This window comes from Microvirga sp. BSC39 (genome assembly GCF_000739015.1).
Lineage (GTDB): Bacteria > Pseudomonadota > Alphaproteobacteria > Rhizobiales > Beijerinckiaceae > Microvirga.
The window spans coordinates 417,379-443,535 of the sequence record NZ_JPUG01000078.1 but is presented as its reverse complement, the minus strand read 5'-3'; the positions used below and the strand labels follow the sequence as shown (position 1 = coordinate 443,535).

At 62.2% G+C, this 26,157-nt stretch carries 26 protein-coding genes; 10 read left to right on the top strand and 16 right to left on the bottom strand.

The genetic code is table 11. The features are described 5' to 3' along the window. Positions 1-3: 3 nt before the first annotated feature. The 8 genes from MA07_RS26175 to MA07_RS26140 all read right to left on the bottom strand — a co-directional run bounded on the left by MA07_RS26175 (position 4) and on the right by MA07_RS26140 (position 6,830). Positions 4-1,086, bottom strand: a complete 1,083-nt coding sequence (locus MA07_RS26175) for an aromatic ring-hydroxylating dioxygenase subunit alpha (RefSeq protein WP_036359051.1) — start codon at positions 1,084-1,086, stop codon at positions 4-6. 173 nt (positions 1,087-1,259) lie between these two features. Beyond that, positions 1,260-2,435 carry an ABC transporter substrate-binding protein gene (locus MA07_RS26170; protein WP_036359048.1) on the bottom strand — a complete coding sequence of 392 codons (1,176 nt, stop codon included), beginning with the start codon at positions 2,433-2,435 and terminating at the stop codon, positions 1,260-1,262. 144 nt (positions 2,436-2,579) lie between these two features. Further along, a complete protein-coding gene (locus MA07_RS26165) occupies positions 2,580-2,894 on the bottom strand; it encodes a YciI family protein (RefSeq protein ID WP_036359046.1) in 315 nt (104 codons plus the stop codon). A 4-nt stretch (positions 2,895-2,898) separates the two neighbouring features. Continuing rightward, positions 2,899-3,765: a class III extradiol dioxygenase family protein gene (locus tag MA07_RS26160; RefSeq protein WP_036359043.1), complete on the bottom strand. Its 867-nt coding sequence runs from the start codon at positions 3,763-3,765 to the stop codon at positions 2,899-2,901. Further along, complete coding sequence (locus tag MA07_RS26155; protein ID WP_036359039.1) at positions 3,765-4,118, bottom strand: extradiol ring-cleavage dioxygenase; 354 nt, start codon at positions 4,116-4,118, stop codon at positions 3,765-3,767. The genes MA07_RS26160 and MA07_RS26155 overlap by 1 nt, the downstream gene beginning before the upstream one ends. Before the next feature lie 4 nt (positions 4,119-4,122). Then, a complete protein-coding gene (locus tag MA07_RS26150; RefSeq protein ID WP_052003550.1) occupies positions 4,123-4,878 on the bottom strand; it encodes an alpha/beta hydrolase in 756 nt (251 codons plus the stop codon). Between the two features lie 51 nt (positions 4,879-4,929). Beyond that, a complete protein-coding gene (locus tag MA07_RS26145; protein ID WP_036359316.1) occupies positions 4,930-5,907 on the bottom strand; it encodes a tripartite tricarboxylate transporter substrate binding protein in 978 nt (325 codons plus the stop codon). Between the two features lie 44 nt (positions 5,908-5,951). Next, a complete protein-coding gene (locus tag MA07_RS26140) occupies positions 5,952-6,830 on the bottom strand; it encodes an amidohydrolase family protein (protein ID WP_052003549.1) in 879 nt (292 codons plus the stop codon). 136 nt (positions 6,831-6,966) lie between these two features. Between MA07_RS26140 and MA07_RS26135 the strand changes: the two genes are divergently transcribed. The 5 genes from MA07_RS26135 (at position 6,967) to MA07_RS26115 (ending at position 11,426) form a co-directional block, all read left to right on the top strand. After that, positions 6,967-7,929: a LysR family transcriptional regulator gene (locus MA07_RS26135; RefSeq protein ID WP_052003548.1), complete on the top strand. Its 963-nt coding sequence runs from the start codon at positions 6,967-6,969 to the stop codon at positions 7,927-7,929. Between the two features lie 75 nt (positions 7,930-8,004). Beyond that, positions 8,005-9,114 carry a 4-oxalomesaconate tautomerase gene (locus MA07_RS26130; protein ID WP_280114259.1) on the top strand — a complete coding sequence of 370 codons (1,110 nt, stop codon included), beginning with the start codon at positions 8,005-8,007 and terminating at the stop codon, positions 9,112-9,114. Positions 9,115-9,147: 33 nt separating this feature from the next. Then, positions 9,148-9,867 carry a PIG-L deacetylase family protein gene (locus tag MA07_RS26125; RefSeq protein WP_036359305.1) on the top strand — a complete coding sequence of 240 codons (720 nt, stop codon included), beginning with the start codon at positions 9,148-9,150 and terminating at the stop codon, positions 9,865-9,867. Further along, on the top strand, positions 9,864-10,556 hold the full coding sequence (locus MA07_RS26120) for a 4-carboxy-4-hydroxy-2-oxoadipate aldolase/oxaloacetate decarboxylase (RefSeq protein ID WP_036359036.1): 693 nt from the start codon (positions 9,864-9,866) through the stop codon (positions 10,554-10,556). The genes MA07_RS26125 and MA07_RS26120 overlap by 4 nt, the downstream gene beginning before the upstream one ends. 39 nt (positions 10,557-10,595) lie before the next feature. Continuing rightward, positions 10,596-11,426 carry a DUF1932 domain-containing protein gene (locus MA07_RS26115; RefSeq protein ID WP_052003546.1) on the top strand — a complete coding sequence of 277 codons (831 nt, stop codon included), beginning with the start codon at positions 10,596-10,598 and terminating at the stop codon, positions 11,424-11,426. Between the two features lie 67 nt (positions 11,427-11,493). Here the strand turns inward: MA07_RS26115 and MA07_RS28225 are convergent, their stop codons facing one another. From MA07_RS28225 to MA07_RS29825, 6 genes are all read right to left on the bottom strand, one after another. Further along, positions 11,494-12,228, bottom strand: a complete 735-nt coding sequence (locus tag MA07_RS28225; RefSeq protein ID WP_160195500.1) for a response regulator transcription factor — start codon at positions 12,226-12,228, stop codon at positions 11,494-11,496. Positions 12,229-12,286: 58 nt separating this feature from the next. Continuing rightward, on the bottom strand, positions 12,287-12,643 hold the full coding sequence (locus MA07_RS28220) for a DUF1236 domain-containing protein (protein ID WP_052003544.1): 357 nt from the start codon (positions 12,641-12,643) through the stop codon (positions 12,287-12,289). Positions 12,644-12,748: 105 nt separating this feature from the next. Then, positions 12,749-13,498 (bottom strand): hypothetical protein, encoded by a 750-nt coding sequence (locus tag MA07_RS26100; protein ID WP_036359033.1) that lies wholly within the window; start codon positions 13,496-13,498, stop codon positions 12,749-12,751. Between the two features lie 30 nt (positions 13,499-13,528). Further along, positions 13,529-14,020, bottom strand: a complete 492-nt coding sequence (locus tag MA07_RS26095; protein ID WP_036359030.1) for an RNA polymerase sigma factor — start codon at positions 14,018-14,020, stop codon at positions 13,529-13,531. A 170-nt stretch (positions 14,021-14,190) separates the two neighbouring features. Then, positions 14,191-14,598, bottom strand: coding sequence for a DUF1236 domain-containing protein (locus tag MA07_RS26090; RefSeq protein ID WP_036359027.1), 408 nt, complete (start codon positions 14,596-14,598; stop codon positions 14,191-14,193). A 353-nt stretch (positions 14,599-14,951) separates the two neighbouring features. Beyond that, positions 14,952-15,503 (bottom strand): hypothetical protein, encoded by a 552-nt coding sequence (locus MA07_RS29825; protein ID WP_152569027.1) that lies wholly within the window; start codon positions 15,501-15,503, stop codon positions 14,952-14,954. Positions 15,504-15,941: 438 nt separating this feature from the next. Here MA07_RS29825 and MA07_RS29260 point away from each other — a divergent pair, with 438 nt between their 5' ends. Continuing rightward, the gene (locus MA07_RS29260; protein ID WP_081929170.1) at positions 15,942-17,048 is read left to right on the top strand and encodes a S8 family serine peptidase; all 1,107 of its coding nucleotides are present in this window, start codon (positions 15,942-15,944) and stop codon (positions 17,046-17,048) included. Between the two features lie 68 nt (positions 17,049-17,116). Here MA07_RS29260 and MA07_RS26080 read toward each other — a convergent pair whose 3' ends face one another. Next, positions 17,117-18,598: a mannitol dehydrogenase family protein gene (locus MA07_RS26080; protein WP_036359026.1), complete on the bottom strand. Its 1,482-nt coding sequence runs from the start codon at positions 18,596-18,598 to the stop codon at positions 17,117-17,119. Positions 18,599-18,980: 382 nt separating this feature from the next. Here MA07_RS26080 and MA07_RS26075 point away from each other — a divergent pair, with 382 nt between their 5' ends. The 4 genes from MA07_RS26075 to MA07_RS26060 are packed head-to-tail and all read left to right on the top strand — an operon-like array spanning position 18,981 to position 24,723. Continuing rightward, positions 18,981-20,084: a branched-chain amino acid ABC transporter substrate-binding protein gene (locus MA07_RS26075; RefSeq protein ID WP_036359290.1), complete on the top strand. Its 1,104-nt coding sequence runs from the start codon at positions 18,981-18,983 to the stop codon at positions 20,082-20,084. Positions 20,085-20,138: 54 nt separating this feature from the next. After that, positions 20,139-23,306, top strand: coding sequence for a response regulator (locus MA07_RS28210; protein WP_160195499.1), 3,168 nt, complete (start codon positions 20,139-20,141; stop codon positions 23,304-23,306). After that, positions 23,303-23,680, top strand: a complete 378-nt coding sequence (locus MA07_RS26065) for a response regulator (protein ID WP_036359025.1) — start codon at positions 23,303-23,305, stop codon at positions 23,678-23,680. The genes MA07_RS28210 and MA07_RS26065 overlap by 4 nt, the downstream gene beginning before the upstream one ends. Continuing rightward, the gene (locus MA07_RS26060) at positions 23,677-24,723 is read left to right on the top strand and encodes an adenylate/guanylate cyclase domain-containing protein (protein ID WP_036359024.1); all 1,047 of its coding nucleotides are present in this window, start codon (positions 23,677-23,679) and stop codon (positions 24,721-24,723) included. Before MA07_RS26065 ends, MA07_RS26060 begins: the two co-directional genes overlap by 4 nt. A gap of 33 nt (positions 24,724-24,756) precedes the next feature. On the opposite strand, the gene lpdA is transcribed toward MA07_RS26060, so the two are convergent. Then, positions 24,757-26,154, bottom strand: coding sequence for a dihydrolipoyl dehydrogenase (gene lpdA, locus MA07_RS26055; protein WP_036359022.1), 1,398 nt, complete (start codon positions 26,152-26,154; stop codon positions 24,757-24,759). Positions 26,155-26,157 lie beyond the last annotated feature (3 nt).

Sequence of the window (26,157 nt, the reverse complement as noted above, 5' to 3'; positions counted from 1 at the left end):
AACCTACTCGGCCGCCTCGCTTGGAATATGAACCGGGTGCCCACCCTCTGCTTCAAGCATCGTGTCGATCAGCTTGCGGGCCCAAAGCGCTCCGGCATCGATGTTGAGGTTGTAGAAAGGCAGGCGCGGGTTCTTGTCGATGGCTATCTGCTGGGCTTCGAGCACCACGTGGTCCTGGTCGTAGACGCCCTTGCCCTCGTTGACGTGAGCCTTGTTGATATCCTTCGTGAGCTGCTCGTCATCCGTCCGGAAGGTTCGCACGAAGTTCCAGAAGTAATGGCAGCTCTTGTCCGTCTCCGGCGTGATGGCTGCCAGGAACGCGCCGTTCACGCCCTGTGAGCGATCGCCCTGCGGCGCACCGGTTCCGGTGACTGCCACACCCACGTCGCCAACCACTGTCGAAGGCGCCTGGAAGTAGATGATCTGCCATCGATCCACATGCTCGCCCGGCCTGTCGAGCTGCTTGGCCCAGAACGGCGGCGGCTCGATGTTGATCATCCAGCGGGTAACCGTTGCCGTGCGATCCGTATGCGTGACGTCGAAGGGGGCACTGGTGATCGCCTCGTCGCCGATGCTGCCTGCGTGGACGTAGGTCTCGTGGGTCAGGTCCATCAGGTTGTCGATCACGAGACGGTAGTCGCATTTCAAGTTATAGAAGGTGCCACCTTCGCCGACCCAGTCGGTGCCGTCGTTCCAGTGGAAGTCGGGAATCTTGTTCGGATCCGCAAGCGCGGGATCACCGGGCCAGACCCAGACGAGGCGATGGCGCTCGACTACAGGATAGGCACGCACGCAGGCTGACGGATTGATGGTCTTCTGCGCGGGCATGTAGGTGCAGCGTCCCGCTGCGTTGAAGACGAGCCCATGATAGCCGCAGACGACCTCATCGCCCTTGAGGTGGCCCATGGAGAGCGGCAGCAGCCGGTGCCAGCACGCATCCTCGAGGACAGCCACTTCACCGTCGGAACGGCGATAGAGCACCATGTCCTTGTTGCAGATCGTCCGCGCCGCCAGCTCATGCTTGATTTCATGGCTCCAGGCTGCGGCATACCAGGCGTTCAGCGGGAACGGGCGCGCTTCTGTCATCGTCTTCCTCCACGGATGCAGAATGTATACAGGTCTGACCTTCAGACAACTATACGAAGGGCTATTGTGGCGATTTTCCGTTGCTGCACAGCAGCAAACTACCTTCTATGGAGCATCATGTATACATAATAGAAGCGCCGCTCTTCAGCGGCGCTTCTCCGGTGGTGATGTGATCAGTTGGCCTTGGCGGCCTTGACCGGGTCCTTGACGTTCGGGATCGTGGCAAACTCCACGTTGTAGAGCTCCCCGTCCTTGCGCTCCACTTTCCGCACATAGATGTTCTGGATGATGTCGCGTGTCTGCGGGTCGATGGAAACCGGGCCGCGCGGGCTGGTCCAGTTCATGCCCTTCATGGCGTCGATCAGCGCCTGTCCGCCCTGGCCGCCCGTCTTCTTCAGGCCCTCGTAGATCAGGTGCATGCCGTCATAGCCGCCCACCGCCATGAAGTTCGGACGCATCCCGTTGTTGGCCTTCTTGAATGCCTCAACAAAAGCCTTGTTCTCAGGACTGTCATGGGAGGCTGAATAATGATGGCTCGTGATGGTGCCCAGCGCCACGTCTCCGAGACTGTTGAGCAGATCGTCGTCCGTCACGCTTCCTTCCGCGAGAAGGCGAATGCCGCTCTTGTCGAGGCCCCGCTCCACGAACTGCTTCATGAACTGCGCACCTACGCCGGAAGGCACGAAGGCAAGAAGCGCGTCGGGCTTGGAATCGGCTACCTTCTGCAGGAAGGGCGAGAAGTCCGGGTTCGCCAGCGGCACCCGAAGGTTCTCAACCTGACCGCCCGCCTTGGTGAAAACCTCCGTGAATGCCTTCTCCACGTCGATCCCAGGACCATAGTCGGAGACCAGCGTCGTCACCTTCTTGATGCCGTTCTTGGCGGCCCAATCGGCAAGAGGCACAGTCGCCTGCGCCGCGGTGAAGCTGGTGCGCACCACGAAAGGAGATGCTTCGGTGATTGTCGAGGTCGCTGCCGCCATCACGACGGCAGGAACCTTGCCCTGAGTTGCCAGCGGTGCGGGCGCGAGCGCCAGCGGTGTGAGGCCGAAGCCTGCCATGACGCTGATCTTGTCGTTGACGATCAGCTCCTGGGCCAGACGCTTGGTCACGTCCGCAACGCCCGTGTCGTCCTTCACGATCAGCTGGATCTTCTTGCCCGCCACTGTGTCGCCGTTCTGCTGCATGTACAGCTTGACCGCCGCCTCGATCTGCCTGCCCGTCGAGGCGAACGGCCCCGTCATCGGCAGGATGAGACCGACCTTCACGGCCTCCTGTGCCAGGGCTGCACTGCTCAGGGCCAGCGTCATGGCGACAGCCCCTGCAGCTCTCAAGAATGTCCGACGTCGCATGCTCTTCTCCCTCCCAAGGCTCCGCTCAGTTCATGCCAAGCAGTATCTCGAATAAGACGCCAGCAAACGGCTCCTGAAACAAATTCGTTTTTCGGAGCCATTGCTTAGAGAAATTCATATATGAGGCTCTCCGCCCTCAGGACCTCAAGGCGTCATCGGGTCGATCCGATGAGCCTGGAAACGTGAGGCCAGGGCCGTAATCTCGATGGACTCGACAAGACCCGCGCGGGCGAACGGGTCGTTCTCCGCGAAGGCCTGGGCAGCTTCCCGCGTGGGGGCCTCCAGAATCCCGAAATTGCCCAGGGGCGTCTCGGCATCGTCCTCTGTCAACGCACTGCCGATCAGCACCCTGGCGAGCCCGCCGCCACCCGTGGCGACGTGCTGGCGATGTGCGTCCCTGTGCTGCTCGCGCAGTTCTGTCATGCCGGGCTTGTGGTGGCAGATCATGAGCCAGTACATGAGGCTATGCCGCTACAGCCGGAGAAGCTGTGGCCATGTTCTCCATGACGATCATGCCGGCGCCCGTCATGGAAGCCGGGACGAAGTAGTGCTTGTGCCGGACCACCACGTCGCGATCCATGGCGCCGCGCATGACAAGCCACATCATCAGCTCCGCGCCCTCGCTGCCGAACATCTCCACATATTGCTCCCGGGACATGTTCGCGAGCTTGTCGGGATCGCCAGCGATGTCATTGAGGAAAGCGCGATCCGCCTCCGGATTCACGAAACCTGCACGGGCTCCTTGGAGCTGATGGGACAGGCCGCCTGTGCCGAGGACGACGAAGCGCTCGTCCGTCGGGTAGCTCTCAATGGCCTGCCGCAGAACGCGGCCCATCTCGTAGCAGCGGCTCGGAAGCGGAATGGGGTACTGGATCACGTTCACGAAGATCGGCACCACCCGCACCGGCCACTCGGCGGGACGGCCCCAGAACAGCTCCATGGGAACCTGAATGCCATGATCGACCTCTATCTCCTGACAGATCATCGGGTCGAACCGGTTGTCGATCAGGGTGTCGATGAAGTGCCAGGAGAAATCGACCGCCCCCTTGAAGGGTGGGATGGCGCGTGGGCCCCAGCCTTCGTCGACCGGGCGGTATTCTTCGGCACAACCGACCGCGAAGGTCGGCACCTTGTCGAGGAAGAAGGAATTGCCGTGATCGTTGAAGATCACCACCGCCACGTCGGGCTTGTGCTCCTTCACCCAATCCTGACCCGGAATGTAGCCGTCGAAGAACGGCTTCCAATCCGGCGTCTCGCGCAGGCCCTTGTCGATCGCTGCGCCGATCGAGGGAACATGGGACGTTCCCAATCCTCCAATGAGCTTTGCCATTACACTTTCTTCCCTAACCGGTTGCGCAGAAAATCGTCGTGCTCCATGCCCGCCTGGTGAGCGCCGATCTCGGTGATGCGGACCGGGTCCACGGCGGAGATCTTGAGGATGAAGAAGAGATTTCCGCCGAGCCGCACCATCTCGCGCCAATTGCGTGTCATGACGGCCTCCTTCTCCTCCGGCGTCAGACCGAAGCGGTCGAGATAGGCGCTCTCGTCCTGCTTGAAGGCCTCGCGGTTCTCAGGCCTGCTCAAGCCCATGGCCATCTTGTTGATGCGATAGCCTCCCAGCGAACGCTTGCGGTCGAAGAGCGGCGTGTCGGGAATGCGATCCTGTCCTGGCTTCTCTTCCATGATGCTAGCTCCCTATCGCTGCGGCGCCATTCGCGCCTGCAAGCCCGTTCTCAAAGCCCAGCCAGCGCAGCAGGGCGTTCGACACCTGCTCGGGCTGCTCGAGCAGGGTCATGTGGCCGCTGTCCTCGATCACCACGAGCTCCGCGTTCGGAATTCTGGCGGCCATCTCCTCGTGCTGCGCGAGCGGGCTCCACCGATCCTGGCGACCGACCATGACTAAGGTCGGGCAAGTGACATCCGCCAGACGGGGCACCAGGTTCGGACGATTGAGGAGCGCCTGGATCTGCCGCCGATGCTGCTCGGGCGTCGCCCGCATCACCATCGCTTTCATCGGAGCCAGCAGAGTCTGATCGTCGATCCTGTCCGGATGGACCATGGGCGGGAGCCATCGGTCGGCAAGAGCGCCCATGCCCTCAGCATAAGCCAGGTCCACCAGCACCTGCCGCTTGGCTTCCTCTCCTTCTCGACGGGTGTCGATGCCCGTGTCGATCAGAGCAAGCTTCACGATGCGCTTGGGCGCAAGATGCACCATCTCCATGGCAACCCGGGCGCCCATGGAATGGCCGACCGCGATGATCGGCCCCTCCACCATCGCCAGCGCAGAGCGGCCCATGGCCTCAAGGGAATCGTGCTGAGAAAAATCAGCGACGAGCACATGGGCATGAGGGCGCAGGGCTTCCACCTGCGCCGTCCAGACGCTCGCATCGCACAGGAGACCCGGCAGGAGAAGGATTGTCGGGCGCTCGTTAGGTGCCGTCATTGTTACGCTCCACAGACAGCGTTTGACCGAAGCGTGATCACCGTCTTGTCCTCACTGTTTCGGAATGCCGGCCTTCTCGATCACGGCCCGCCATTTCTCGATATCGGACCGGAGGCGCCCCGTCAGTTCCGCCGGCGTCTCGCCGCGTGCCTCGATGCCGAGTTCCAGCAGGCGCGCCTTGATCTCCTGCGTCGAGAGGATCTCCTTCAGGGTAGCGTTTAGCTTCTGGACGATCGGCTCCGGTGTTCCCTTCGGCGCGAAGAGGGCATTCCAGGAGGTGACGTCGAAGCCCGAGATCCCCGCCTCCTGAACGGTCGGCACATCAGGCATCGCGGCCGAGCGACGGGGGCCCGATGTAGCCAGCGCCCGCACCTGCTGGCCCTCCAGGGCCGATTTCAGCGCAGCCTGGGAGTCGATCAGAAGGTGGGTGTCATTCCTGATGAGCGACACGAGCGCATCCGGCGTGTTGCGGAAAGGGACATGTCGGAAGTCGACACCCGCTTCGCCCTTGAACAGGACCGAAGTGAGATGCTGTGTGCTGCCGACCGCAATGGTCGCGACGTTCAACTCACCGGGCTTGTTCTTGGCGGCCTGGATGAGATCCTTGAAGCTCTTGTGCTCCGAGTTCGCGTTCACCACGAACAGAAAGTCGAAAGTGCCCAGGGTCGAGATCGGGACGAAATCGTTCAAAGGATCGAAGGGCAGATTGGCGAAGAGCGGCACGCTCACGGCCGTTCCGTTCGTGAGCATCGTCAGGGTCTGGCCATCGGGCGCACTCGACAGAGCCGCGCGCGCTGCCGTGATGCCACCGGCTCCCGGCATGTTCTCGACGATGAAGCGCTGCCCCATCTTCTCGCTGAGCTTTTCGGCAACGATCCGGATGGTGACGTCGGCCACGCCGCCGGCGCCGAAGGGCACGATGATCTTGACCGGGCGCGTCGGATAATCCGCCTGCGCCGAGACGGGTCCGGACAAGGTCAGCCCCGCGGCCATCGTCAGTCCCAGCAGCATGGATCGTCTGGTGGTCATCCCGAACATCCTCGTGTTTCCTCCCTGTTCTTGATTTCTTTGTGTCACGGCCCGAACCGGAACAGACGCGTCGGGTTATCGACAAGAAGCTTCTGCCGCGTGGCGGGATCCGGCGCATACAGCGGCACGAGATCCACAAGGTCGCCATCGTCCGGCATCACCGGCACGTTCGGGTGCGGCCAGTCGGTGCCCCAGAGAACCCGGTCCGGCGCAGCCTCGACCAACGCGCGCCCGAAGGGTGCTACGTCGTGGAAGGGCGGGCCCGCACGCGAAATGCGTTCCGGACAGGAGACCTTCACCCAGCACTTCTCGTCATCGCGCAGGAGATCGAGCAGGGCGACGAACCCGGGCTGCTCAAGGCCCTGGCTCGCATCGATGACGCCCATGTGGTCGAGCACGTAGGACACCGGGAGGTTCATCAGCCGAGGCCGGAATTCGGGGATGAGGGTCGCCGGCAGGTAGAGATCCACATGCCAGCCGAGACCCGCGATGCGCTCGACGATGCGGTCGAACGCGCTCATGTCCGGCAGCTTGCCCAGCCGGGGCAGGAAGGTGAACCGGCATCCCTCGATCCCGGCCTCGGCAAGCTCCCTCAGTTGCCGGTCGTCGAACGTCTCATCCACATTGGCGATGCCTTTGTACCGCCCGCCGCTCTGCGCGATCGCGTCGGCGACAACCCGGTTGTCGCGCCCATGGGGCGTGGCATTGACGATCACCGCCCGTTCGACGCCGAGACGATCGTGCAGGGCGCGGAACATTTCCAGCGGCGCATCCGGTGGCGTATAGGGCCGCTCCGGCACATAGGGGTAAAGGCGGTCAGGCCCGAAGATATGACAATGCGTGTCGCAGCTTCCGGGCGGAAGCTTGAACGAGGGGACCCGTGGGTCAGGATGCGGCGGCGGGATCGTCGGCACTGACGTCATTCGTCGGATCGGCCCTCATCACGTGGATCTGTGCATCTCAAGAGACGCGACAGGGCGGCAATGAAGCAAATGGTTTGTTTTTACCGATTGATGAATATACTTCATATATAGCCGCAGCCCTGTCTTTGGAGCCTCCATGCGTATCGACTTCCTCGGGCTCCATGCCTTCGTGGCCATCGCGGAACGCGGCAGCTTCCAGCTGGCAGCAGCGCATCTCAACCTGTCGCAGACGGCGCTCAGTCACAGGATCCGCAAGCTGGAAGAGGATCTGGGAGTGAAACTCCTGTCCCGGACCACCCGGGAGGTGTCACTCACCCAGGCCGGGCTCAACCTGCTGCCCAAGGTGAAGGGCACTATTGAGAGCCTGTCGGTCTCCCTGGATGCGCTCCGTGACGAGGGGCGCAGCCGTCAGGAGACGTTGTCCATCGGCTGTTTGCCCACCATCGCGTCCGGCCGACTGCCATTCGCCCTGCGCCGCTTTCAGGAACGGCACCCGGACGTGGTGCTCCGGATCTACGACAATTCAGCCACAGAGATCAGCAATCTGGTTCAGGAGGGCACAATCGCCTTCGGGATCACTCTGGTGGCAGCCCATCGCTGGGATTTCGATATCGAGATGCTGATCAAGGACCCCTTCACCCTGGTCTGCCCGGAGGATCACCCCCTGGCCTCCCAGCCAGCCGTGAGCTGGTCGGATCTGACGGAGGAGCCGCTCATCAGGATCAGCCCGCAGACAGGCAACCGCATGATCATCGACGATGCCCTGGGAAGCCGCCGGGAAGGCCTGACGTGGCGTTTCGAGGTCCAGCACATCCAGACGGCTGTCGCTTTGGTCAAGGCAGGCGTCGCGTTGACCGTGATTCCCAGCCGGGCCTTCGATTCCGTCGACGAGCGCGGCCTCAGGCTTATTCCCCTGCGTAACCCCAGCATCACCCGTCAGCTCGGCATCGTCTCACGGAGAGGAACGCCACTGTCTCCGCTGGCCGACGAACTCCGCAAGATCATCGTCGAGGTCTTCGCCGGTGAAGAGCGCACCCCACAGAAGCGCGCAGCCAAGAAGCCTGCACCGGGCGTGAAAAAAATTCATCAAAAGCCATAAACAAACCATTTGCTGCATAAAGCCCCCTGATGCACCCTCCCCGGACCACATTCGTCGCATCAGGGGAGAAGGACCATTCAGCCTCGCATTCCTTGCATGATCCTTCGGGGCGGCACCTCCAAAGGCGCCTATTTCCTGGCTGACGATCTTCCGTCCGAGCCGGCGCGCCGCGATGCGCTGCTCCTGTCGGTCATGGGTTCGCCGGATCCGCGCCAGATCGACGGCATCGGCGGCGCTCATCCGCTGACGAGCAAGATCGCCATCGTGTCGAAGTCGAAACATCCCGGCTGCGACATCGATTTCCTGTTCGGCCAGGTCGGCATCGACAAGGCAAAGGTGGATGTTACGCCCAATTGCGGCAACATCCTCGCGGGCGTCGCCCCCTTCGCCATCGAACGTGGCCTCGTGAAGGCTGTCGATCCCGTGACACAGGTGCGGGTGCATACGGTCAACACGGGAACGATCGCTGAGCTGAAGGTGCAGACGCAGAATGGCCATGTGATCTACGGCGGCGATGCGCGCATCGACGGCGTGCCGGGCACCGCCGCACCGATTGCAGTCGAATTCCTCGATGCGGCGGGCTCCGTCTGCGGCTCGCTGCTGCCCACGGGCAACGTGGTGGATCGCGTCGCCGGCGTGGACGTGACCTTGATCGACAACGGCATGCCTGTGGTCGTGATCGAGGCCTCCGCCGTCGGGCGTACGGGATATGAGCCGCGCGACGTTCTCGACAAGGACACGGAGTTGAAGGCGCGCCTGGAGGAAATCCGCCTAGAGGCCGGCAAGCTCATGGGTCTTGGCGACGTCTCGTCGAAGGTCGTGCCGAAGATGGCGTTGGTTGCGCCTCCCGTGGCCGGAGGGCATGTCTGCACCCGCAGCTTCATTCCGCACGAATGCCACGCATCCATCGGTGTCTTTGCCGCCGTGACGGTTGCGACGGCTTGTGTGCTGCCGGGCTCCCCCGCGTCACGGGTCGCCCAAATTCCGCCAGGACGTGAGAAAACCCTCTCGGTCGAGCATCCGACGGGCGAGTTCAGCGTGGTGATCGAGGTTGGGGGGACTGAAGAGAACCCTGTCGTCGAGAAAGCCGGCCTCCTGCGCACTGCGCGCCTTCTCTTCGAGGGTCATGTTTTCGCACACGAGTCACTGGCGCTATTCCTCGAAGCCGGCCGCGACGCTGCTTAGCTTATAGCAACACTTCCTTTTGAGGCCTCTATGATGACTGGAAAGACCGGACTTGTCGTCACCGCGCATCCTGGCGACTTCGTATGGCGGGCAGGCGGCGCCATCGCCCTTCATGCGAAGAAAGGCTATCGCATGAAGATCGTCTGCCTCTCGTTCGGTGAGCGCGGCGAAAGCCAATGGGCCTGGAAGAAGGGTGACATCTCGCTCACCGAGGTCAAAGCGCAGCGGCGCGAGGAAGCCGAGCGCGCTGCCGAAATGCTCGGCGCCGGGATCGAGTTCTTCGATGCGGGCGATTACCCGCTCCACACCACGCCGGAGATGCTCGACCGTCTGGTCGATATCTACCGGGAGCTCAAGCCCTCCTTCGTGCTGACCCACTCCCTGGAAGATCCCTATAACGTGGATCATCCGGAAGCGACGCGCTTTGCACAGGAGGCCCGCATCATCGCCCAGGCGGCCGGGCACAAGCCCAACCCGGACCTCGCCTACAATGCGCCGCCGGTCTTCCTGTTCGAGCCGCACCAGCCCGAGCAGTGCAACTACAAGCCCAACGTGATCCTCAACATCGATGACGTCTGGGAGACCAAGCGCAAGGCCTTCGAGATCCTGGCGGCCCAGAAGCACCTGTGGGAATACTACACCCGTGTGGCCCTGAACCGCGGCATGCAGGGCGGGCGCAACTCCGGGCGCGCCATGACCTACGGCGAAGCCTATCAGCGGATCTTCCCCCAGATCGTCGAGGAACTCGCATGAAGCCTGTCGTCGTCACCAACACGCCACGCATCGACCAGAAGATTGTCGACCGGCTTGCGGAGCTCGGCGTGGCGACGGCCCACGAGGCCATGGGCCGCTCAGGGCTGATGAAGCCCTACATGCGGCCGGTCTGGCCGGGGGCCCAGGTGGCCGGCAGCGCCGTGACGGTGCTGGCGCAGCCCGGCGATAACTGGATGATCCATGTGGCCGTCGAGCAGTGCAAGCCGGGCGACATCCTGGTCGTCGGCGTCACCACCGACAACACCGACGGAATGTTCGGCGATCTGCTGGCGACATCCCTCAAGGCGCGCGGCGTGGTCGGACTCGTCATCGATGCGGGGGTGCGCGATGTGAAAACCCTGACAGAGATTGGTTTTCCCGTCTGGTCCCGGGCCATCTCGGCCAAGGGAACGGTGAAGGCGACCCTCGGCTCCGTCAACGTTCCCGTGGTTTGCGCAGGCGCTCTGGTGAAGCCCGGCGATGTGGTTGTCGCCGATGATGACGGCGTTCTGGTGGTGCCGCGGCGGGAAGCGGAAGCTGTGGCACTGGCCGGTGAAGCCCGCATCGCCAACGAAGGCTCAAAGCGCGAGCAGCTCGCCTCCGGCGTTCTCGGCCTCGACCTCTACAAGATGCGCGAGCCGCTGGAGAAGGCGGGCCTCGTTTATGTCAAATACAAGGATGAGGAGTAAGGGCCCTGCCCTTCTTCTGCTGAGAGATGGTGGAGACACATGAGCCTTGAGATCGCCTTCATCGGCTATGGGGAAGTCGGGCAACTCTTCTCGCGTCAGCTTGCGCCCAAGCCGGGTGTTCGCGTGACCGTCTATGATATCCTTTTCGATGAACCAAGCCGTGGCCCCGAGCTGAAGCGGCGCGCGTCAGTCGATAAGGTTCATGCGGCAGGCAGCACAGCCGAGGCCTGTGCATCGGCGGAGATCGTCATCTCGGCTGTCACGGCAGATTCTGCCGTCACGGCAGCCCGACAGGCTGCGCCTCATCTTAACTCCGAGCAGATCTATATCGATCTGAATTCCGTCTCGCCCGCCACGAAGCGAAATGTGGCCGATCAGGTTCAGCAGAGGGGCGCAGCCTTCATCGAGTTCGCCGTCATGGCTCCCGTGGGCGGCGTCGGGATCGAGGTTCCCATTCTGAGCGGCGGTGGGATGGCCGCGCCGATTTCAGCCCGTCTCAACGAGCTCGGTATGAAGATCACGCCTGTCAGCCCTGAGATCGGAACAGCCTCTGCCACGAAGCTGTGCCGCAGCATCGTCATCAAAGGCATGGAAGCCCTCATGGTTGATTTCACGTTGGCCTCCGAAAAGGCAGGCGTCATGCCGGCCGTTCTGGCGAGCTTGAAAGCATCCTATCCCGGCATGGATTGGGAGAATATCGCCGAAGTGATGTCGTCTCGGGTGAAGCAGCACGGCATTCGGCGCGCCGCCGAGATGCGCGAAGCGAGCCGCATGATTGATGAACTGGGGCTCGATGGATCATTGGCCGCGGCTATCGCCAAAAGACACGAAAGTTTCGCCGAGCCTAAGATGCCGCCACGAGCCGAGTAAATTGGATGAGGAGACCTTCAGATCCCCTCCTCCTGTATGAAAAGTCGTCCGCGTTGAAGATATGCGCCTAGACCTCTGCATCCGTTGAGACATGGCGTGTCGCCCAAAGCGCAGCCTGGGTTCGGTTGCAGGCTCCAACTTTCTTCAAGATTGCTTTGACGTGAACTTTCACGGTCGACTCAGACAGGTTGAGCTGGCGAGCAATGACTTTGTTTGGCGCACCCTCCCTCAAGTACTCCAGGATCTGCGCCTCTCGCACCGAGAGCTTTCGGCCTGACAATCGATAGGTTTCGCATCTTCCAGCGCTCTCTGCTGGAGAAGGCGCGGCATGATCCACATGAGGCCTAGTCATTGACAGCACGACGGCCGAAGGCAGAACCGTTTCGCCAAGCATGACAAGTTCGAGAGATCCGACAAGAATTTCACGTTGACTGTTAGTGAGGCAGAAGCCGTGAGCTCCGGCCTTCCAGGCCGCCGAAATCGCGTCGGCTTCGAACATCTCCGCCAGAATCACGATCCTTGCATCGGGAAAGCGCGTCCTTATTCGATGAATCGTGCCGACGGCTGCATCGCTGTGGCTCTCACCATCGATGAGGAAGAGGGCATGCCTCTCATCCTGGACCTCCGGTAAGCTTGACACATCCTCTATGGCATCGTGCCAGACGTTGAATCCTCCGCCGGAAAGAACGGTTTCAAGACCAATCCGCAGCAGTGGATTGCTGCAGATTGGGAACACCGTTGTTCTAGGTTTTTCCTCGAGGTGAAGGATTCGGCGATCTTCTACCAGGCTGTGCAATGACATGAAATAACTCGCTGTTCTCATGAGCAGAGGTATGCTCCTCTCAATCAGGAGCCGGCCTCTAACGAACGACGTAGACAATCCTGCGCGAAGCCGCGTCCACGATGACCCGATGGTCGTTCATGACCGCGTAGCGATAGGTTTCATGGCGCGGGATCGGGTGGAGGTCGATCTCCTCCGGCAGGGTCTCCCCAATCAGGGCGCCCCGGCTGAAGTGAGAGGCCAAAATCGTATCCTGCTGTGAAGCTTCTCTGATGGGGGCTTCGGCAGCATTGTTACCCGTTGTATCGAACGAAGCATGCTGCTGGTTCGCCGACACGAGCGGTCCAGCCTGATGGGTTGCGCTCGGTCCCATAGTGGGCGTCGCGACGGTGCCAACGAAGAACACGGCGATAGCCAGATGATACGCGGCTCGCATGATTACCTCTATCACTAGCGTGCTAGGACAGAGAACGGATCAGCCTTGACGCTTATTCCGGTCCGCTACAAAAAAGGGCATACCTCTTCCGAGGTAGGCTGTGGGTTAGCGTCCGGGCTCAGTCAGTGCTTTGGCTTCCGCTTCACCTTCCAGCGGGCTCCCGGCACCAAGATTGCCGAGATAGGCATCCACGAGGTCACCGCCTGAGCTTGGCACATACTCAGCGCCTCTAGCAGGTTCTGCCAAAGCGAAGGTTACCTTCCATTCATCGGTTCGGCAGGCGACCGCCCCGGCTGCCATGGAGGCAGACTGAAGCCTGAACTCGCGGCACAGAGCCTCGTTCGGAAGCTTGTATGTCGAAACCACCCTTAGCCGCCCAACCGGAAGTTCCACCTCACGGCCGGACTCGAGACGGCTGAGCTCCTTGAGAACAAGGGGATCTTCCAGGTGCGCGAGGCGACCTGCGTCCGGCTGTGATTGCCTCCCCATGAAATAGCCCGAGGCCACCGCGACACCCGCTAGAGAGGCCGCCATGGCCAACTTCATGGGGGACAGCCCGCTCGGCCACATGCGTTTTGTCTCTGTCCGCTCTGGCCTCTTGCCAGCTGCGCTTGCCATCTCATAGGCCTCGATCTGCGCAGAGATGACCGCGCGGAGCTCGTTTGGCACATCGGGAACGAGATTGCTGGCAAAGACTGAACGTGTCAGACGGCGGCTCTGCTGAAACTCCACGATTTTCCTTGCCACCGCAGGATCCTGCGCCATGACTCTGGCGACGGCAGCTGCAACGGGCTCGTCGAGTTCTCCGTCCGCAAAAGCCATCAGGATTTCATCGGTGAGGTGCAGCTCCGACATCTTTCTACTCCACTCTCATCTTATGTGCCCTCAGGCAGCCGCCGTTACTTCGACCAGTCGCTTCCTGGCCCGGGCCAGACGGCTCATGATCGTCCCGACGGGGACGTTCAGCACCTCCGCAGCTTCCCGGTAGGTGAGATCCTCTCCGCACACCAAAGCAAGCACCTCCCGCTGCTCCTGCGGCAGGCCATCGATGGCCCGCTGAACTTCGGCCAAGGCCAGCCTGCTCATGATAGGCTCCTCGCCAGGATCACCAACCAACTGCGTCTGCGTCTCCACGTCTTCCATCATGCCTTCGGCTCTCATTCTTCTCAGATGATCAATCCAATGATTGCGGAGGATTCGGAACATCCATGCATCGAACCGGGTGCCCGGCGTCCAGCTGTCCGCCTTGGCAAGGGCGCGTTCACAGGCCCCTTGAACAAGATCGTCCGCAAGGGGCTGCGAGCGGCAGAGCACCAGCGCAAAGCGTCGGAGCCTCGGTAGAAGCGCCACGAGTTCCTGTCCTATGGCTGTTGCCATTCCTGCTCCGCGTGACCTGATAGAACCATAACGGGAAAGCTAGTCGTTTTATTCCAACCTCAAGAGGAGGCGGCTTTGATCGAGGTGATGAGCAGGACGCCTCCTTGGCAAATCAAAATGAAAGGGCGGCCCGAAGGCCGCCCTAAACTCAACACCAGAGCCGATGATACTTAGCGGATGACCTGCACGATCTTGCGGGTGCCCGGCTCGACAAGAACCGGGGTGTTGTTCACGACGGTATAGCGATAGCCCTTCACTTTGTACTGGGCCGGAACCTCATGGAGCGTCACACCGGACTCCGGCAGGGTCGCGCCGACACGCACCTCTTCCTTGTAGGTATAGGACGGCACGCTCTGAGTCGTCACGTACTGACGGAACTCCGGCTGCTGCTGGTCGGCAATGCCGCCCACGATGGCACCGGTAACGCCACCCACGGCCGCGCCGACAGGGCCGCCGACGATCGCGCCGCCGACCGCACCCGAGGCAGCACCTGCAGCGGCACCGCCGGACTGCGCAAAGGCCGCGGCAGGGGCGAGAGCAGCGAGAACGACGCTGGTGAGAAGGATCTTCTTCGACATGATCTGACTCCTGAATATTGCTTCGGGATTACCACCCGGCAACCGACAACGCGCTATACTCCAAGTAGTTTCCAAGCAATCATCTCATATCACGGAGCTGATTGCCTATTAAGATTGATGAACGCAGGATGAACAGGACCGCTCTCTAATATTCATCGACAATCACGAACAATGCGCTCGCGGCAAACGACTCTCATCATTATCATAGTGGCGCCCGCGACATCTCTAAGCTTATGAAAGCGCCGAATCGATCCTGAACAGCCGCAACTTACTGGACACTCCAGAAGCCTCATGAACTTTGAGCGCTTCTGAAACAAGCTGGCGTCTTGACCGTTATCTCATGTTCAGTGGACCTAAAGAGCCACTGAGGGAACAAGGGCCCTGTTGCGGCGCATTGGCGAGCCGGGATGATGACATCGAAACGACGCTCCCTGCTGGTGCTGGCATCCTGTGTTGCCATTGCCTGTCCAACCAAGATCCAATTTGGCCTTGGAGAAGGTATCGGATTGGCTCTCACCGACGTTCCAGTCATGGCCAAGCCCGGCAACGATGGCGGCAATGGGAACGGCGGCGGCAATGGCAATGGGGGGAACGGGGGCGGGAATGGAGCCGGACGGGGAGACGGCGGGTCTCCAGGGAACTCCGGCAACAGCGGGAATGCAGGAGACCGAGGCAATAGCGGCAATTCCGGGGATCGCGGAAACAGCGGCAATGCTGGCGATCGTGGCGGCGGCAATGCAGGCGGCCAGGGAGGTCCAGGCAACAACGGCAATGCAAACGGCAATGCCGGGGGGGCCGGAAACTCTTCGGGAGGCAACGGCAACGGCAACGGCAACGGCAACGGCAACGGCAACGGCAACGGCAACGGCAACGGCAGGGGTGGCGGCAATGAGGGCGCCAGTCAAGGCAGATCCTCAGGCCAAAGCGAATCCTCGAACGCCGGCGGAGCCTCAGGCAGAGGCAACTCATCCGCCCAAGGAAATGCATCGGAGAACAGCCGCGCATCACGTCCCGCAACCCCTGGAGGGCTGCCGGGCGTCTTAGGAGCGATCACGAACAGCCTTCGCCCCGTCGCAACGGCTCCTGTCAGAGCCATCGAGAGGGTTCTGGCCCCAAAGAGCACCCCGAAAAGCACACCTGCTCGATCCGCGAAATCCAAGCCGGCCTCATCGCAGAAGGCGACCCGGACAGGCAAGACAGCGCCCGCTCCCAGCAAGGCCGCGTCAGCCGCCGCGAAGCCCCCCAGCCCTCCTGGCACCATACCGCCCCAGGCCAGAGCCCAGACGGCGAACTCGGCAGCAGATCAAACCCTTCCCAAGCCCAGACAGGCATCGCGCTCGATCGTGGCTGTCGGCCTTACATCGGAGAGCCTGAACCGCCTGAGGACGCAGGGCTTTCAGGCCGAGAGGCAGACCAAGGGCACCCTCGCGAGCGTGGTGCGGCTTATTCCGCCAAGGGGCATGTCGCTTGCTCAGGCTCAGCGTGTCGTGCGCGTCGCCGATGCAGGGGCTACCGCCGATTTCGATCATTTCTACTATACGGATGGGGCTGAAGGCTGCACCGGCGCTGGCTGCGAGGCCGTTTCCCTCGTAGGCTGGAACCTGCCGGCCACCAAACAATGTGGTCCGGTGCCAACAATCGGCCTCATCGATACGGGCATCGACCGCGAACATGAGGCACTGCAGGGCCAGTCGATCGAGATCGTTTCCGGACTACAACTTCGCGGCAATCCCTCTCAGCGCGACCACGGCACGGCTGTGGCGGCTCTTCTCGTTGGACGAAGCGGAAGCGGCGCTCCAGGCCTTCTGCCCGAAGCACGCATTCTGGCGGTGGATGCCTTCTATCGCGATGGGGGAACGGCGGATCGAACGGATGTGACGGCACTCGTCATGGCTCTGGAGGCCTTGGCGGAGAGAAACGTACGCGTCGTCAACATGAGCCTGTCCGGCCCACCCAACGAGGTGCTCAGGAGAGCCATTGCATCCGCGCAAGCGAAGGGCATGACCATCATCGCGGCCGCAGGGAACAACGGGGCGGGCGCGGAGCCGTCCTATCCGGCCGCCTATCCGGGAGTGATCGCCGTCACGGCCGTCGACAACAAGCGCGATGTCTATCGCCGCGCGACCCAGGGCGACTACATCGACCTTGCTGCGCCCGGAGTGGACCTGTGGGTTGCCGCGCCGGGCGGAGGCGGAACGACAAAAAGCGGTACATCCTATGCCGTGCCATTCATCTCCGCCGCTGCCGCAGTCCTGCACGCGTCCAACACAACCTTGAACCCGGCCGACCTTGAGGCTGCTCTCGAAAGCAACGCAATGGATTTAGGCAAGCCGGGCCGCGACAAGACCTATGGAAGCGGACTTTTGCAGGCCGCAAACCTGTGCGCACCTCAGGCCGACGAAACACCTGTCGCACAATCGCGGGTCAACGTGCGCCCCAGCATGCCTTGAGGCGCGCGGACTGAAAGACGTCTGGTAGGAGTTTCCTGATCCATTGGAAGCAGGTTGCTCCCGATGTATCAGAGCCCCCCGCCGAGATAGGCCTGCAGGGTTGCGCGGGTGCCCTCGCGCCAGAGCCTGCTCAGCGCCACCTCGAACCGGGAGCGGAAGACCGGGTTCCTGGAGAGGTCGCCGAAAATGTCCGTCAGGTTCAGGAACGAGGAGGCGTCCTCCCGTGCAGCCAAGGCGGCCGGTTGCAGGCGGCCAGCATTCGTGTCGTCGAGGGCAAAGGGCCGGCCCTGATCGTCATGGCCCGCGCAGTAGCGGCACCACAGGGCCGACACGAGGGCCAGCCCGGCGACATCGCCGCCGGCCTTCAGCCGGTCACGGGTCGAGGGCAGGATGAACTTAGGCTGCCGGTTGGAGCCGTCCTGAGCAAGACGCGGAATCGTGTCCCCGACATCGGGATTGCTGAAGCGGCGGGCGATCAGCCGGTAGTAGTCCTGGAGATCGACCCCAGGGACAGGCGGCACGCAGGGAATGATCTCCTCCGTCTCAAGCTTGTCGAGGAAGCCGCGCACCAGCGGATCCTCCATGGCCTCATGGACGAAGTGAATGCCCAGAAGAGCGGCCGGATAGGCGATGGCCGCATGTCCGCCATTGAGAAGGCGCAGCTTCATCAATTCGAAGGCCGCTACATGGGGCGTGAAGGTAACGCCGACTTCCTCCAGTGCCGGACGACCGGAGGGGAAGTGATCCTCCAGCACCCACTGACGAAACGGCTCGCAGAAAACGGGCCAGTTGTCCTGCACGCCGAAGCGCTCGACCAGTGCGGTGCGCTCCCTGTCCGTGGTTGCCGGCGTGATCCGGTCGACCATGCTGCTGGGAAAGGCCACCTGCTCGCGCACATAAGCTGCGAGAGACGGGTCGATCAGGTCCGCAAGGCCAGCAACGGCCTCCCTCGCGACATTCCCGTTGTGAGGAATGTTGTCGCACGACATGATCGTGAAGGGCGCGAGACCTTCATCCCGGCGGCGCTTCAGGGCTTCCAAGATCACTCCGAAGACGCTCTTAGGCGTCTGCAGGTGGGCAGCATCATGCACGATATCCGGGTGCTCGGGATTGAAAGCTCCTGTGCCCGGATCGATGCAGTATCCTCCCTCCGTGATGGTGAGCGAGACGATGCGCAATGCCGGATCGTCGAGGGCTTGGATGATCGCGCGACCATCCTCTCCAATGGGGACGAAATCGACCATCGCACCAGTGACCCGAGCATGATTGGCTCCGGGCTCGAGTTCCACCACGGTGGTGAGCCAATCCTGAGACTCGAGCGCTTGTCGCATCGCCTTATCACTTGAGCGGATGCCTGCGCCGATCAGCGCCCAGTCACGATCCTTGCCTGCATTGAACAGGTCATCCAAATACACCGCCTGATGGGCGCGGTGGAAGTTTCCGATGCCGATGTGGAGGATTCCGGCCCGGAGCTCTGCACGACGGTAATTCGGCCGAGCTATGGCAGGCTCTAAGCTCGCGAGATGGTTCAGGTTCAGGATCCGACTCATGATGTTGGCTTTTGCTGGTCTCGGCAGAGATGTAACTTCATGGGTGACTTTCCTCCATCCATCAACGTCGACTGTAACAATGTCAACAGATGGTCGGCTCTGATGGACCCTGCTGCACCTCTTGTGGCGTATTCCCTTATAGCCCCCCTGAGGGCAGCATCGCGATTATTCATGAATCGACCCCAGCTACCGTATCGATTAAGATGCAGGCTGGAGCGCCAGCGATCACTCGCAGCGGAAGACTTGTTTTGTCTTGCAGCAGGGCCTGATCTGCTGCGAACGTTCAGCCAAGGCAAATCTGGTCCGTTATAGCGAGATCGATGTTCTGCGGCGGGCAGGCGCTCCGAAGACGTTGATGCAGCTCAGTGGCGGGAGGCTCGCCATGGAACGAAAACTGTTGAGTCTCGCTGCGGCCATCGCCTTTGCGATGGTGAAGGCCAGTTCGGCTGGTGCTGAGATCCTGATCGGCATGGCAGGAGCCCTTACCGGTCCCAATGCGTACCAGGGCGAGCAGCAGCAACAGGGCGTGGAGCTGGCCATCGGAGACATCAACGCCGCCGGCGGCGTGCTCGGCCAGAAGCTGAGGCTCATCTCCGTCGACGACGCCTGCGACAGCGGCCAGGCGACTGCGGCGGCTCACAAGCTTGTAGCCGAAAAGGTATCCTTCGTCGTCGGGCACCAATGTTCGGGCGCTTCCATCCCGGCAGCCGGCATCTATGAAAGAGCCGGGATTATCCAGATGACGCCGGCCTCAACCAGCCCACGACTGACGGAAGAGGGCCGCTCCAACGTCTTTCGCATTTGCGGGAGGGACGACCAGCAGGGCGCGATAGCGGGAGCCTATCTCGCAGCGCAAGGGCAGGACATCAGGATCGCCATTCTGAGCGATGGCTCGATCTATGGCAAAGGGCTGACCGAGGAAACTCAACGTCACCTCCGCAACAATGGCGGCGTCGAGACGCTCTATGACGAACTTGATCCCGGCCTGAGCGACTTCTCGTCCCTCGTTGCGAAGTTGCAGGCTGCCGGAATTCACGTTGCCTATTTCGCCGGATATTACCGGGAAGCAGCCATCCTGATCCGCAATGCACGCGAGCAGGGGTACAATCTTCAACTGGTGTCCGGCGACAGCATCGCGAGCGAGGCCTTCATCCAGGTGACAGGTGAGGCCGGCGAAGGGACGGTCTTCACCTCGTTCCGCGACCCGCGCCGAACTCCCGGTGCGGCCTCCCTCGTCGAGCGCTTTCGGCAAAAGGGTTTCGAGCCCGAAGGCTACACCCTCTATAGCTACGGCGCCGTTCAGGCCTGGGCTCAGGCAGTCGCGAAGGCGGGCTCTATCGAGTCCCAAGCCGTGATAAGCGCCCTTCGTTCGAACGAGTTCGAAACCATTCTCGGGCGGATCAGCTTCGATGCCAAGGGCGACGTGCGGCAACCCGGCTTCGAATGGTTCATCTGGCGGAGCGGTCACTATGTGCCCCTGGAATGAGGAAGGGGCTCTGCCCCTGTCAGCATGCCCTTCCACCTGAGTGTCCGCTGGCGCTTGCTTCTTGCTTTTCTCGGCATAAGCGCCTTTGCGGTGCTGGCTGCGGCCACCGGAACCTATGCTTTCCGCCAAATGGCCCATGTGATCGAGCAGATCACGGAGCAGCGCGTGCCCTCCGCTCTGGCGGCCCTCGATCTTTCGCGGCAAGCCGAACGCACCGTTGCTGCAGCGCCAACGCTTCTTACAGCCCGCTCGCAGGCACAGTACCGGGAGATATCTGCCGCCATTACGGCGGAAGTCGAGCTTCTCGAAGCTCTGCTCGCCCAGATCCGGAGCGAGGTCGACTCCGCCACGGTCGCCGCCATGGAGCCCGCTGTCGCGGGATTGCGACGCAACCTGACAGCGCTTGCTGGTCTTGTGGCAGGACGCCTTGCCGTAGCGGCGCAGAAGGATGCGCTGGTCCAGCATCTGTCGAATGCAACGGTCGCGGCGCAGCGCCTGGTCGCCCCTGCCCTTGTGGTCTTGGATGCCAAGTTCGCGGCCTCCCGTCGCATCGACCGTGGCGAGCAGACGACCGCCGGCTTTCCGCAACCTCCTTCGGTGATTGTACAGGAGATTGCCGAAAATCTTCTGATGCAGAAGGCACAACTCGAGTTCGCCTCGATCAGCGACGGCTTGCTCAAGGCCTCCCTCGCCGAGAAGCCCGCCGACATCCCGGTCATGAATTTCCCTCTCAATCGCTCTCTGTCGGCCTTGCGCCAGATTGCTTCCGAGCTGGCGGATCCCCGCCTGCGGTCCCGTTTCGATCAGCGTATCTCAGACTTCGCCCGTTTGACTGACGGGCAGGATAGCATCCTGTCCGCGCGCAGGACCGAGCTCATCCTTGTCGAGGATGCCGAACGGCTTCTTGCAGAGAATGCCGGTCTTTCCGCAGAACTGACGAAAGCAGTCGATGGCCTTGTGGCCACGGCTCGCGGCGACATTCGCGCCGCAAGCGACGAGGCTTTGACGGCTCAGCGCATCGGCAGGAACATTCTGTTGAGCGTCGTGTCCCTCAGCCTTCTGAGTTCGCTGCTCATCGTCTGGCTCTATGTGGATCGCAATCTCATTGCGCGGTTGCAGAACCTGAGCAACAGCATGCTGGCAATCGCCGGAGGCAATCTTCGCGCACCTTTGCCAAGGGACGGAAGAGATGAGATCGGCCAGATGGCACAGGCTCTCGCTGTCTTCCGCGACACGGCAATCGAAGTCGAAGAGAAGAACCTGCGCGAGGTCGCCGACGCCCGGCAGCGGCTGATCGATGCCATCGAGAGCATCAACGAGGGCTTTGCTCTCTACGATGCCGAGGATCGCCTCATCCTGTGCAACAGCCGCTACGAGGAGCTTCTTTATCCTGGATCCGACGTTCCCATGGAGCCCGGAACGCCTTTTGAGACGGTGATCCGACGCGCGGCGGAGCGAGGCCTTATCCTGGAAGCGAAGGGACGGGTCGATACCTGGGTCGCCGAGAGGCTGGCGCGGCACAGAAACCCGGTCGCAGCCGAGATCCAGCACCGCGATGGCAATCGATGGATCCAGGTCTGCGAGCGCAGGATCGCAGGAGGCGGGACCGTCGCGGTCTACACCGACATCACTGAAATCAAGCACCATGCTGCGCAGCTTGAGCTTGCCCGCGACGAGGCCATGGCAGCGACGCGGGCGAAGAGTCAGTTTCTCACGAACATGAGTCATGAGTTGAGGACGCCGCTGAACGCCATCATCGGCATCACGGAGATGCTCAAGGACGAGGCCGAGGAGACAGGAGATGAGCCGCTGGTGGAGCCGCTGGACAGGATTCGCCATGCGGGCACGCATCTCCTGGCGCTGATCAATGAGATCCTCGACCTTGCCAAGATCGAGGCGGGCAAGCTGGAGCTCCACCCGGAAGAGATCGATCTTCATGCCCTGATCACGGAATCGGCCATGACGGCTGAGGCGCTTTCGAGAAGGAACAGCAACCAACTCAAGGTCGAGATCGCGCCGGATATCGGCAGGATGCAGACTGATCCTGTGCGCCTGCGACAGGTTTTGCTCAATCTGCTGAGCAATGCCTGCAAGTTCACGAGAGAGGGAACCGTCACGATAAAGGCCTCCCGAACCATGAACCGAGGGGGAGACATGATCACCATCGCGGTTCACGACACAGGCATCGGCATGACAGGGGAGCAGCGCGACAAGCTGTTCCAGGAGTTCAGCCAAGCGGACAGCACGACGACACGCAAGTTCGGAGGAACCGGGCTCGGCCTTGCCATCAGTCGGCGGCTTTGCCGTGTCATGGGCGGAGACATCACCGTGCAAAGCGTTGTGGGTGTCGGCAGCACCTTTACGGTTTCCCTGCCGGCGGGCGGGGTGTTAGGCCCTCCCAGAGTACGCCCCGGCACAGGAAGCACCGCGGTGATCTCGCAACCTCTCGGACGAGGGAAACGCGCCCTGATCATCGATGACGAGGCCACATCGCGGGAGATCCTGCGCCAGATCCTGATGCGTGAGGGCTTCGAAGTGGCGACGGCGGAGAGCGGCCAGCAAGGCGTCGAGATCGCCCGAGAGATGCAGCCTTCGGTGATTACCCTGGATGTCCTGATGCCGGGCCTCGACGGCTGGAGCACCCTCCAGCAGTTGAAGCGCGATCCGGAACTTCAGGATGTTCCAGTCATCATGGTCACCATCGTCGACGAGGAGAACCAGGCATATGCCCTTGGGGCCGCCGCCTATCTGACGAAGCCGGTCAATCGCGAGTTCCTCCTGAAGGCGCTCGCTACCTGCCGAACGGATCAAGCGAATTCTCGGGTTCTGATCGTGGAGGATGACGCACACACGCGGGGTTGGCTTGCCCGGATCTTGCGCGAGGGCGGATGGGAAGTGGCCGAGGCCGAGAACGGGCGGGTTGCCCTGGAGCGACTTCCGCTCGTCAAGCCCGATATCATCCTCCTCGACCTGATCATGCCGGAGATGGACGGATTCGAATTCGTCGACGAGATCCACCGCAACGAGGAGGCGCGGCATATTCCTCTCATCGTGCTGACGGCTGCCGACGTGGACGAGGAGGCCCAGCGGCGCCTGAGTGGGGGCATTCGAAGAATCCTGCGCAAAAAGCTGGGCGACCGGGATGAGGTTCTCGCCACTTTGCGGGACGTCATCGCGGATTGTCTGCGGCTCGGCCGACTGGAGCACCAGGAGCGAATGTGACCAGAATTCTCTACATCGAGGACAATGAGGACAATATCTACATGCTGACACAGCGTCTCACGCGGCACGGCTTCGAAGTCAGCATTGCCTCGGATGGCGCGCAGGGTATCGATATGGCCATCCGCGAGAGACCGGATCTCATCCTGATGGATCTCGGCCTTCCCGCTCTCGATGGCTGGGCGGCAACGCGCCAGTTGAAGCACTTGCCAGACACGAAGGATATCCCCATTCTCGCACTGTCCGCACACACGATGCCGGGAGACCGGGACAAGGCGCTGGATGCCGGCTGCGACGATTACGATACCAAGCCGGTTGTTTTCGAAAGGCTGCTCGGGAAGATCGATGCCCTCGTCCGGAAGCGGGGCCTGCCATGACCGATGCCGGGGTGCGCATCCTCGTGGTGGATGACAACGAGGACAACCGGTACACGCTGACGCGCAGGCTGCAGCGGGAGGGCTGGACCGACCTGACGACGGCCGAGAACGGGCGCGAGGCGCTCGACCGCATTGCCCGGGAGCGCTTCGACCTCGTTCTTCTCGACATCATGATGCCCGAGATCAACGGCTACGAGGTCCTGAGGCACCTCAAGACGAATCCGTCCACGCGGGACATTCCGGTCCTGATGATCTCCGCCCTGTCGGAGTTCGAGAGCGTGGTGCGCTGCATCGAGCTCGGAGCCGAGGACTACCTGCCCAAGCCCTTCAACCCGGCGCTGCTGCGAGCGCGCGTGGGAGCGTGCCTCGACAAGAAGAGGCTGCATGACCAAGAGCTCAACTATCTGGCCGAGATCGACCGCCAGCGGCGCCGGGCCGAGGCCCTCCTCCATGCCATCCTGCCCTCGCAGGCTGTGGACGAGCTCGAGCAGTTCCAGGCCGTGACGCCGCGCCGGCATGAGGACGTGGTGGTGTTCTTCGCCGACATCGTGGGGTTCACGGCCTATTGCGATCTCCTCGCGCCGGAGGAGATCGTCGCGAACCTTCACGTCTACGCCTCGACCTTCGAGGACATCGCCTCGCAGCACGGCCTCGAGAAGATCAAAACCGTCGGCGACGGGTTTCTCGCCACGGCCGGCCTGCTCCTGCACAATCCGGATCCGGTGATGGCAAGCGTCAAATGTGCGATGTCGACCATCGCATCCGCCCGTGACCTGCCTCTGCCTTGGGATGTTCGCGTCGGCATCCACATTGGGCCCGTCGTTGCCGGCGTCGTCGGGCGGCAGAAATTCAGCTTCGATATCTGGGGGGACACAGTGAATGTCGCCGCGCGGCTCGCCGGACACGGCAGACACAGCGGCATCAATCTGAGCGCCATCGCCTGGGAACGTATCCGGACGCGTGTCGATGCCGCTCCCTTGGGACCTGTTCTCATCAAGGGCAAGGGCGCTATCGAGGCCTACAGGATTGCACCTCCAGGGTAGATGAGAGGGGCGGTCAGGAACCGCCCGCCGCTCTCAGATATGGAGCTCACGCCCGAGCGACTTCAGCGCACTCTCCTGGAACGCTTCGCCCTGAGTGGGGTGTGCGTGGATCGTGCCGGCGATGTCCTCAAGACGTGCCCCCATCTCGACCGCAAGGCCGAAGGCGGCGGAGAGCTCGGACACGCCCTGCCCAACGGCCTGGATGCCGAGGACCAGGTGATTGTCCGCGCGGGCCACCACGCGCACGAAGCCCTCCTCGCCGAGCTTCGTCATGGCGCGCCCGTTGGCCGCGAAGGGAAACTGGCCGATGCGCACCTCGCTGCCGATCTTCTGCGCTTCGTCTGGGGTCATGCCGACGGCCACGATCTCAGGATCGGTGAAGCACACCGCCGGGATGGCCCGCTTGTCCCAGAGCCGCCTGTGACCCGCGACGATCTCGGCCACCATCTCGCCCTGCGCCATGGCACGGTGGGCCAGCATCGGCTCACCCGTGACGTCACCGATGGCATAGATGCCCCGCATCGAGGTCTGGCATTTCTCGTCGATCCGGATGAAGGGGCCGTCCATGTCGAGAACGAGCTCCTCCCTGCCCCACCCCTGCGTGACCGGCCGCCGGCCCACCGTGACGAGGATCCTGTCGGCCGCAAGCGTCACCTCGGATCCGCTCTCGCTTTCCACCAGCAGGGCGCTGCCGCCTTTCGCCAGGCCCTTGGCTTTTGCGCGCGTCATGACCTCGATGCCGAGAGCCTGCAGCCTCTTGGAGACCGGCCGGGTGAGCTCCGCATCGTATTGCGGCAGGATGCGTGCCTGCGCCTCGACGACGGTCACCTTCGTGCCCATCTTGGCAAAGGCTGTCCCAAGCTCGAGACCGATATAGCCGCCGCCGACCACCACCAGCTGCTCCGGCACAGACGTGAGCGAGAGCGCCTCAGTTGAGGAGATCACGGGTCCGCCGAAGGGAAGGCTGGAGAGTTCGACGGGCGCCGATCCGGTGGCGATCACCACATTCTCGGCACGGATGATCTGCCGGCCGGTCTCCGTTTCCACCTCGACCGTCCTGCCGTCGCGAAACCGCGCCCGGCCCTGGACCATCTTGACCTTGGACTTCTTGAGGAGGCCGGACACGCCGCTGTTCAGCCGGCTGACAACGGTGTCTTTCCAGGCGATGGTTTGCGACAGATCGAGCTCGGGCTTCGTCGTTCTGATCCCGAGCGGGTTCGCGCCCGATGCGAGATGAACGACCCGGTCGTATTCCTCAGCCGCATGGATGAGCGCCTTGGATGGGATGCAGCCCACATTGAGACAGGTTCCGCCCGGCTTTCTTTCCTCCACGATGACCGTGTCGATGCCGAGCTGTCCGGCGCGAATGGCGCACACATAGCCGCCCGGCCCGGCTCCGATGACGAGGAGCTTGCAGGAGATATCCTTCATAAC

Coding starts and splice junctions, on each gene's coding strand:
- MA07_RS26125 (WP_036359305.1), top strand. CDS start 9,148: ATGACTGGAAAGACCGGACTTGTCGTCACCGCGCATCCTGGCGACTTC.
- MA07_RS26160 (WP_036359043.1), bottom strand. CDS start 3,765: ATGGCAAAGCTCATTGGAGGATTGGGAACGTCCCATGTTCCCTCGATC.
- MA07_RS28220 (WP_052003544.1), bottom strand. CDS start 12,643: ATGCGAGCCGCGTATCATCTGGCTATCGCCGTGTTCTTCGTTGGCACC.
- lpdA (WP_036359022.1), bottom strand. CDS start 26,154: ATGAAGGATATCTCCTGCAAGCTCCTCGTCATCGGAGCCGGGCCGGGC.
- MA07_RS26120 (WP_036359036.1), top strand. CDS start 9,864: ATGAAGCCTGTCGTCGTCACCAACACGCCACGCATCGACCAGAAGATT.
- MA07_RS26170 (WP_036359048.1), bottom strand. CDS start 2,435: ATGCGACGTCGGACATTCTTGAGAGCTGCAGGGGCTGTCGCCATGACG.
- MA07_RS26145 (WP_036359316.1), bottom strand. CDS start 5,907: ATGACCACCAGACGATCCATGCTGCTGGGACTGACGATGGCCGCGGGG.
- MA07_RS26150 (WP_052003550.1), bottom strand. CDS start 4,878: ATGACGGCACCTAACGAGCGCCCGACAATCCTTCTCCTGCCGGGTCTC.
- MA07_RS26135 (WP_052003548.1), top strand. CDS start 6,967: ATGCGTATCGACTTCCTCGGGCTCCATGCCTTCGTGGCCATCGCGGAA.
- MA07_RS26095 (WP_036359030.1), bottom strand. CDS start 14,020: ATGGCAACAGCCATAGGACAGGAACTCGTGGCGCTTCTACCGAGGCTC.
- MA07_RS26075 (WP_036359290.1), top strand. CDS start 18,981: ATGGAACGAAAACTGTTGAGTCTCGCTGCGGCCATCGCCTTTGCGATG.
- MA07_RS26175 (WP_036359051.1), bottom strand. CDS start 1,086: ATGACAGAAGCGCGCCCGTTCCCGCTGAACGCCTGGTATGCCGCAGCC.
- MA07_RS26060 (WP_036359024.1), top strand. CDS start 23,677: ATGACCGATGCCGGGGTGCGCATCCTCGTGGTGGATGACAACGAGGAC.
- MA07_RS26090 (WP_036359027.1), bottom strand. CDS start 14,598: ATGTCGAAGAAGATCCTTCTCACCAGCGTCGTTCTCGCTGCTCTCGCC.
- MA07_RS26165 (WP_036359046.1), bottom strand. CDS start 2,894: ATGTACTGGCTCATGATCTGCCACCACAAGCCCGGCATGACAGAACTG.
- MA07_RS26140 (WP_052003549.1), bottom strand. CDS start 6,830: ATGACGTCAGTGCCGACGATCCCGCCGCCGCATCCTGACCCACGGGTC.
- MA07_RS26080 (WP_036359026.1), bottom strand. CDS start 18,598: ATGAGTCGGATCCTGAACCTGAACCATCTCGCGAGCTTAGAGCCTGCC.
- MA07_RS26115 (WP_052003546.1), top strand. CDS start 10,596: ATGAGCCTTGAGATCGCCTTCATCGGCTATGGGGAAGTCGGGCAACTC.
- MA07_RS26100 (WP_036359033.1), bottom strand. CDS start 13,498: ATGTCGGAGCTGCACCTCACCGATGAAATCCTGATGGCTTTTGCGGAC.
- MA07_RS26155 (WP_036359039.1), bottom strand. CDS start 4,118: ATGGAAGAGAAGCCAGGACAGGATCGCATTCCCGACACGCCGCTCTTC.
- MA07_RS28225 (WP_160195500.1), bottom strand. CDS start 12,228: ATGTCATTGCACAGCCTGGTAGAAGATCGCCGAATCCTTCACCTCGAG.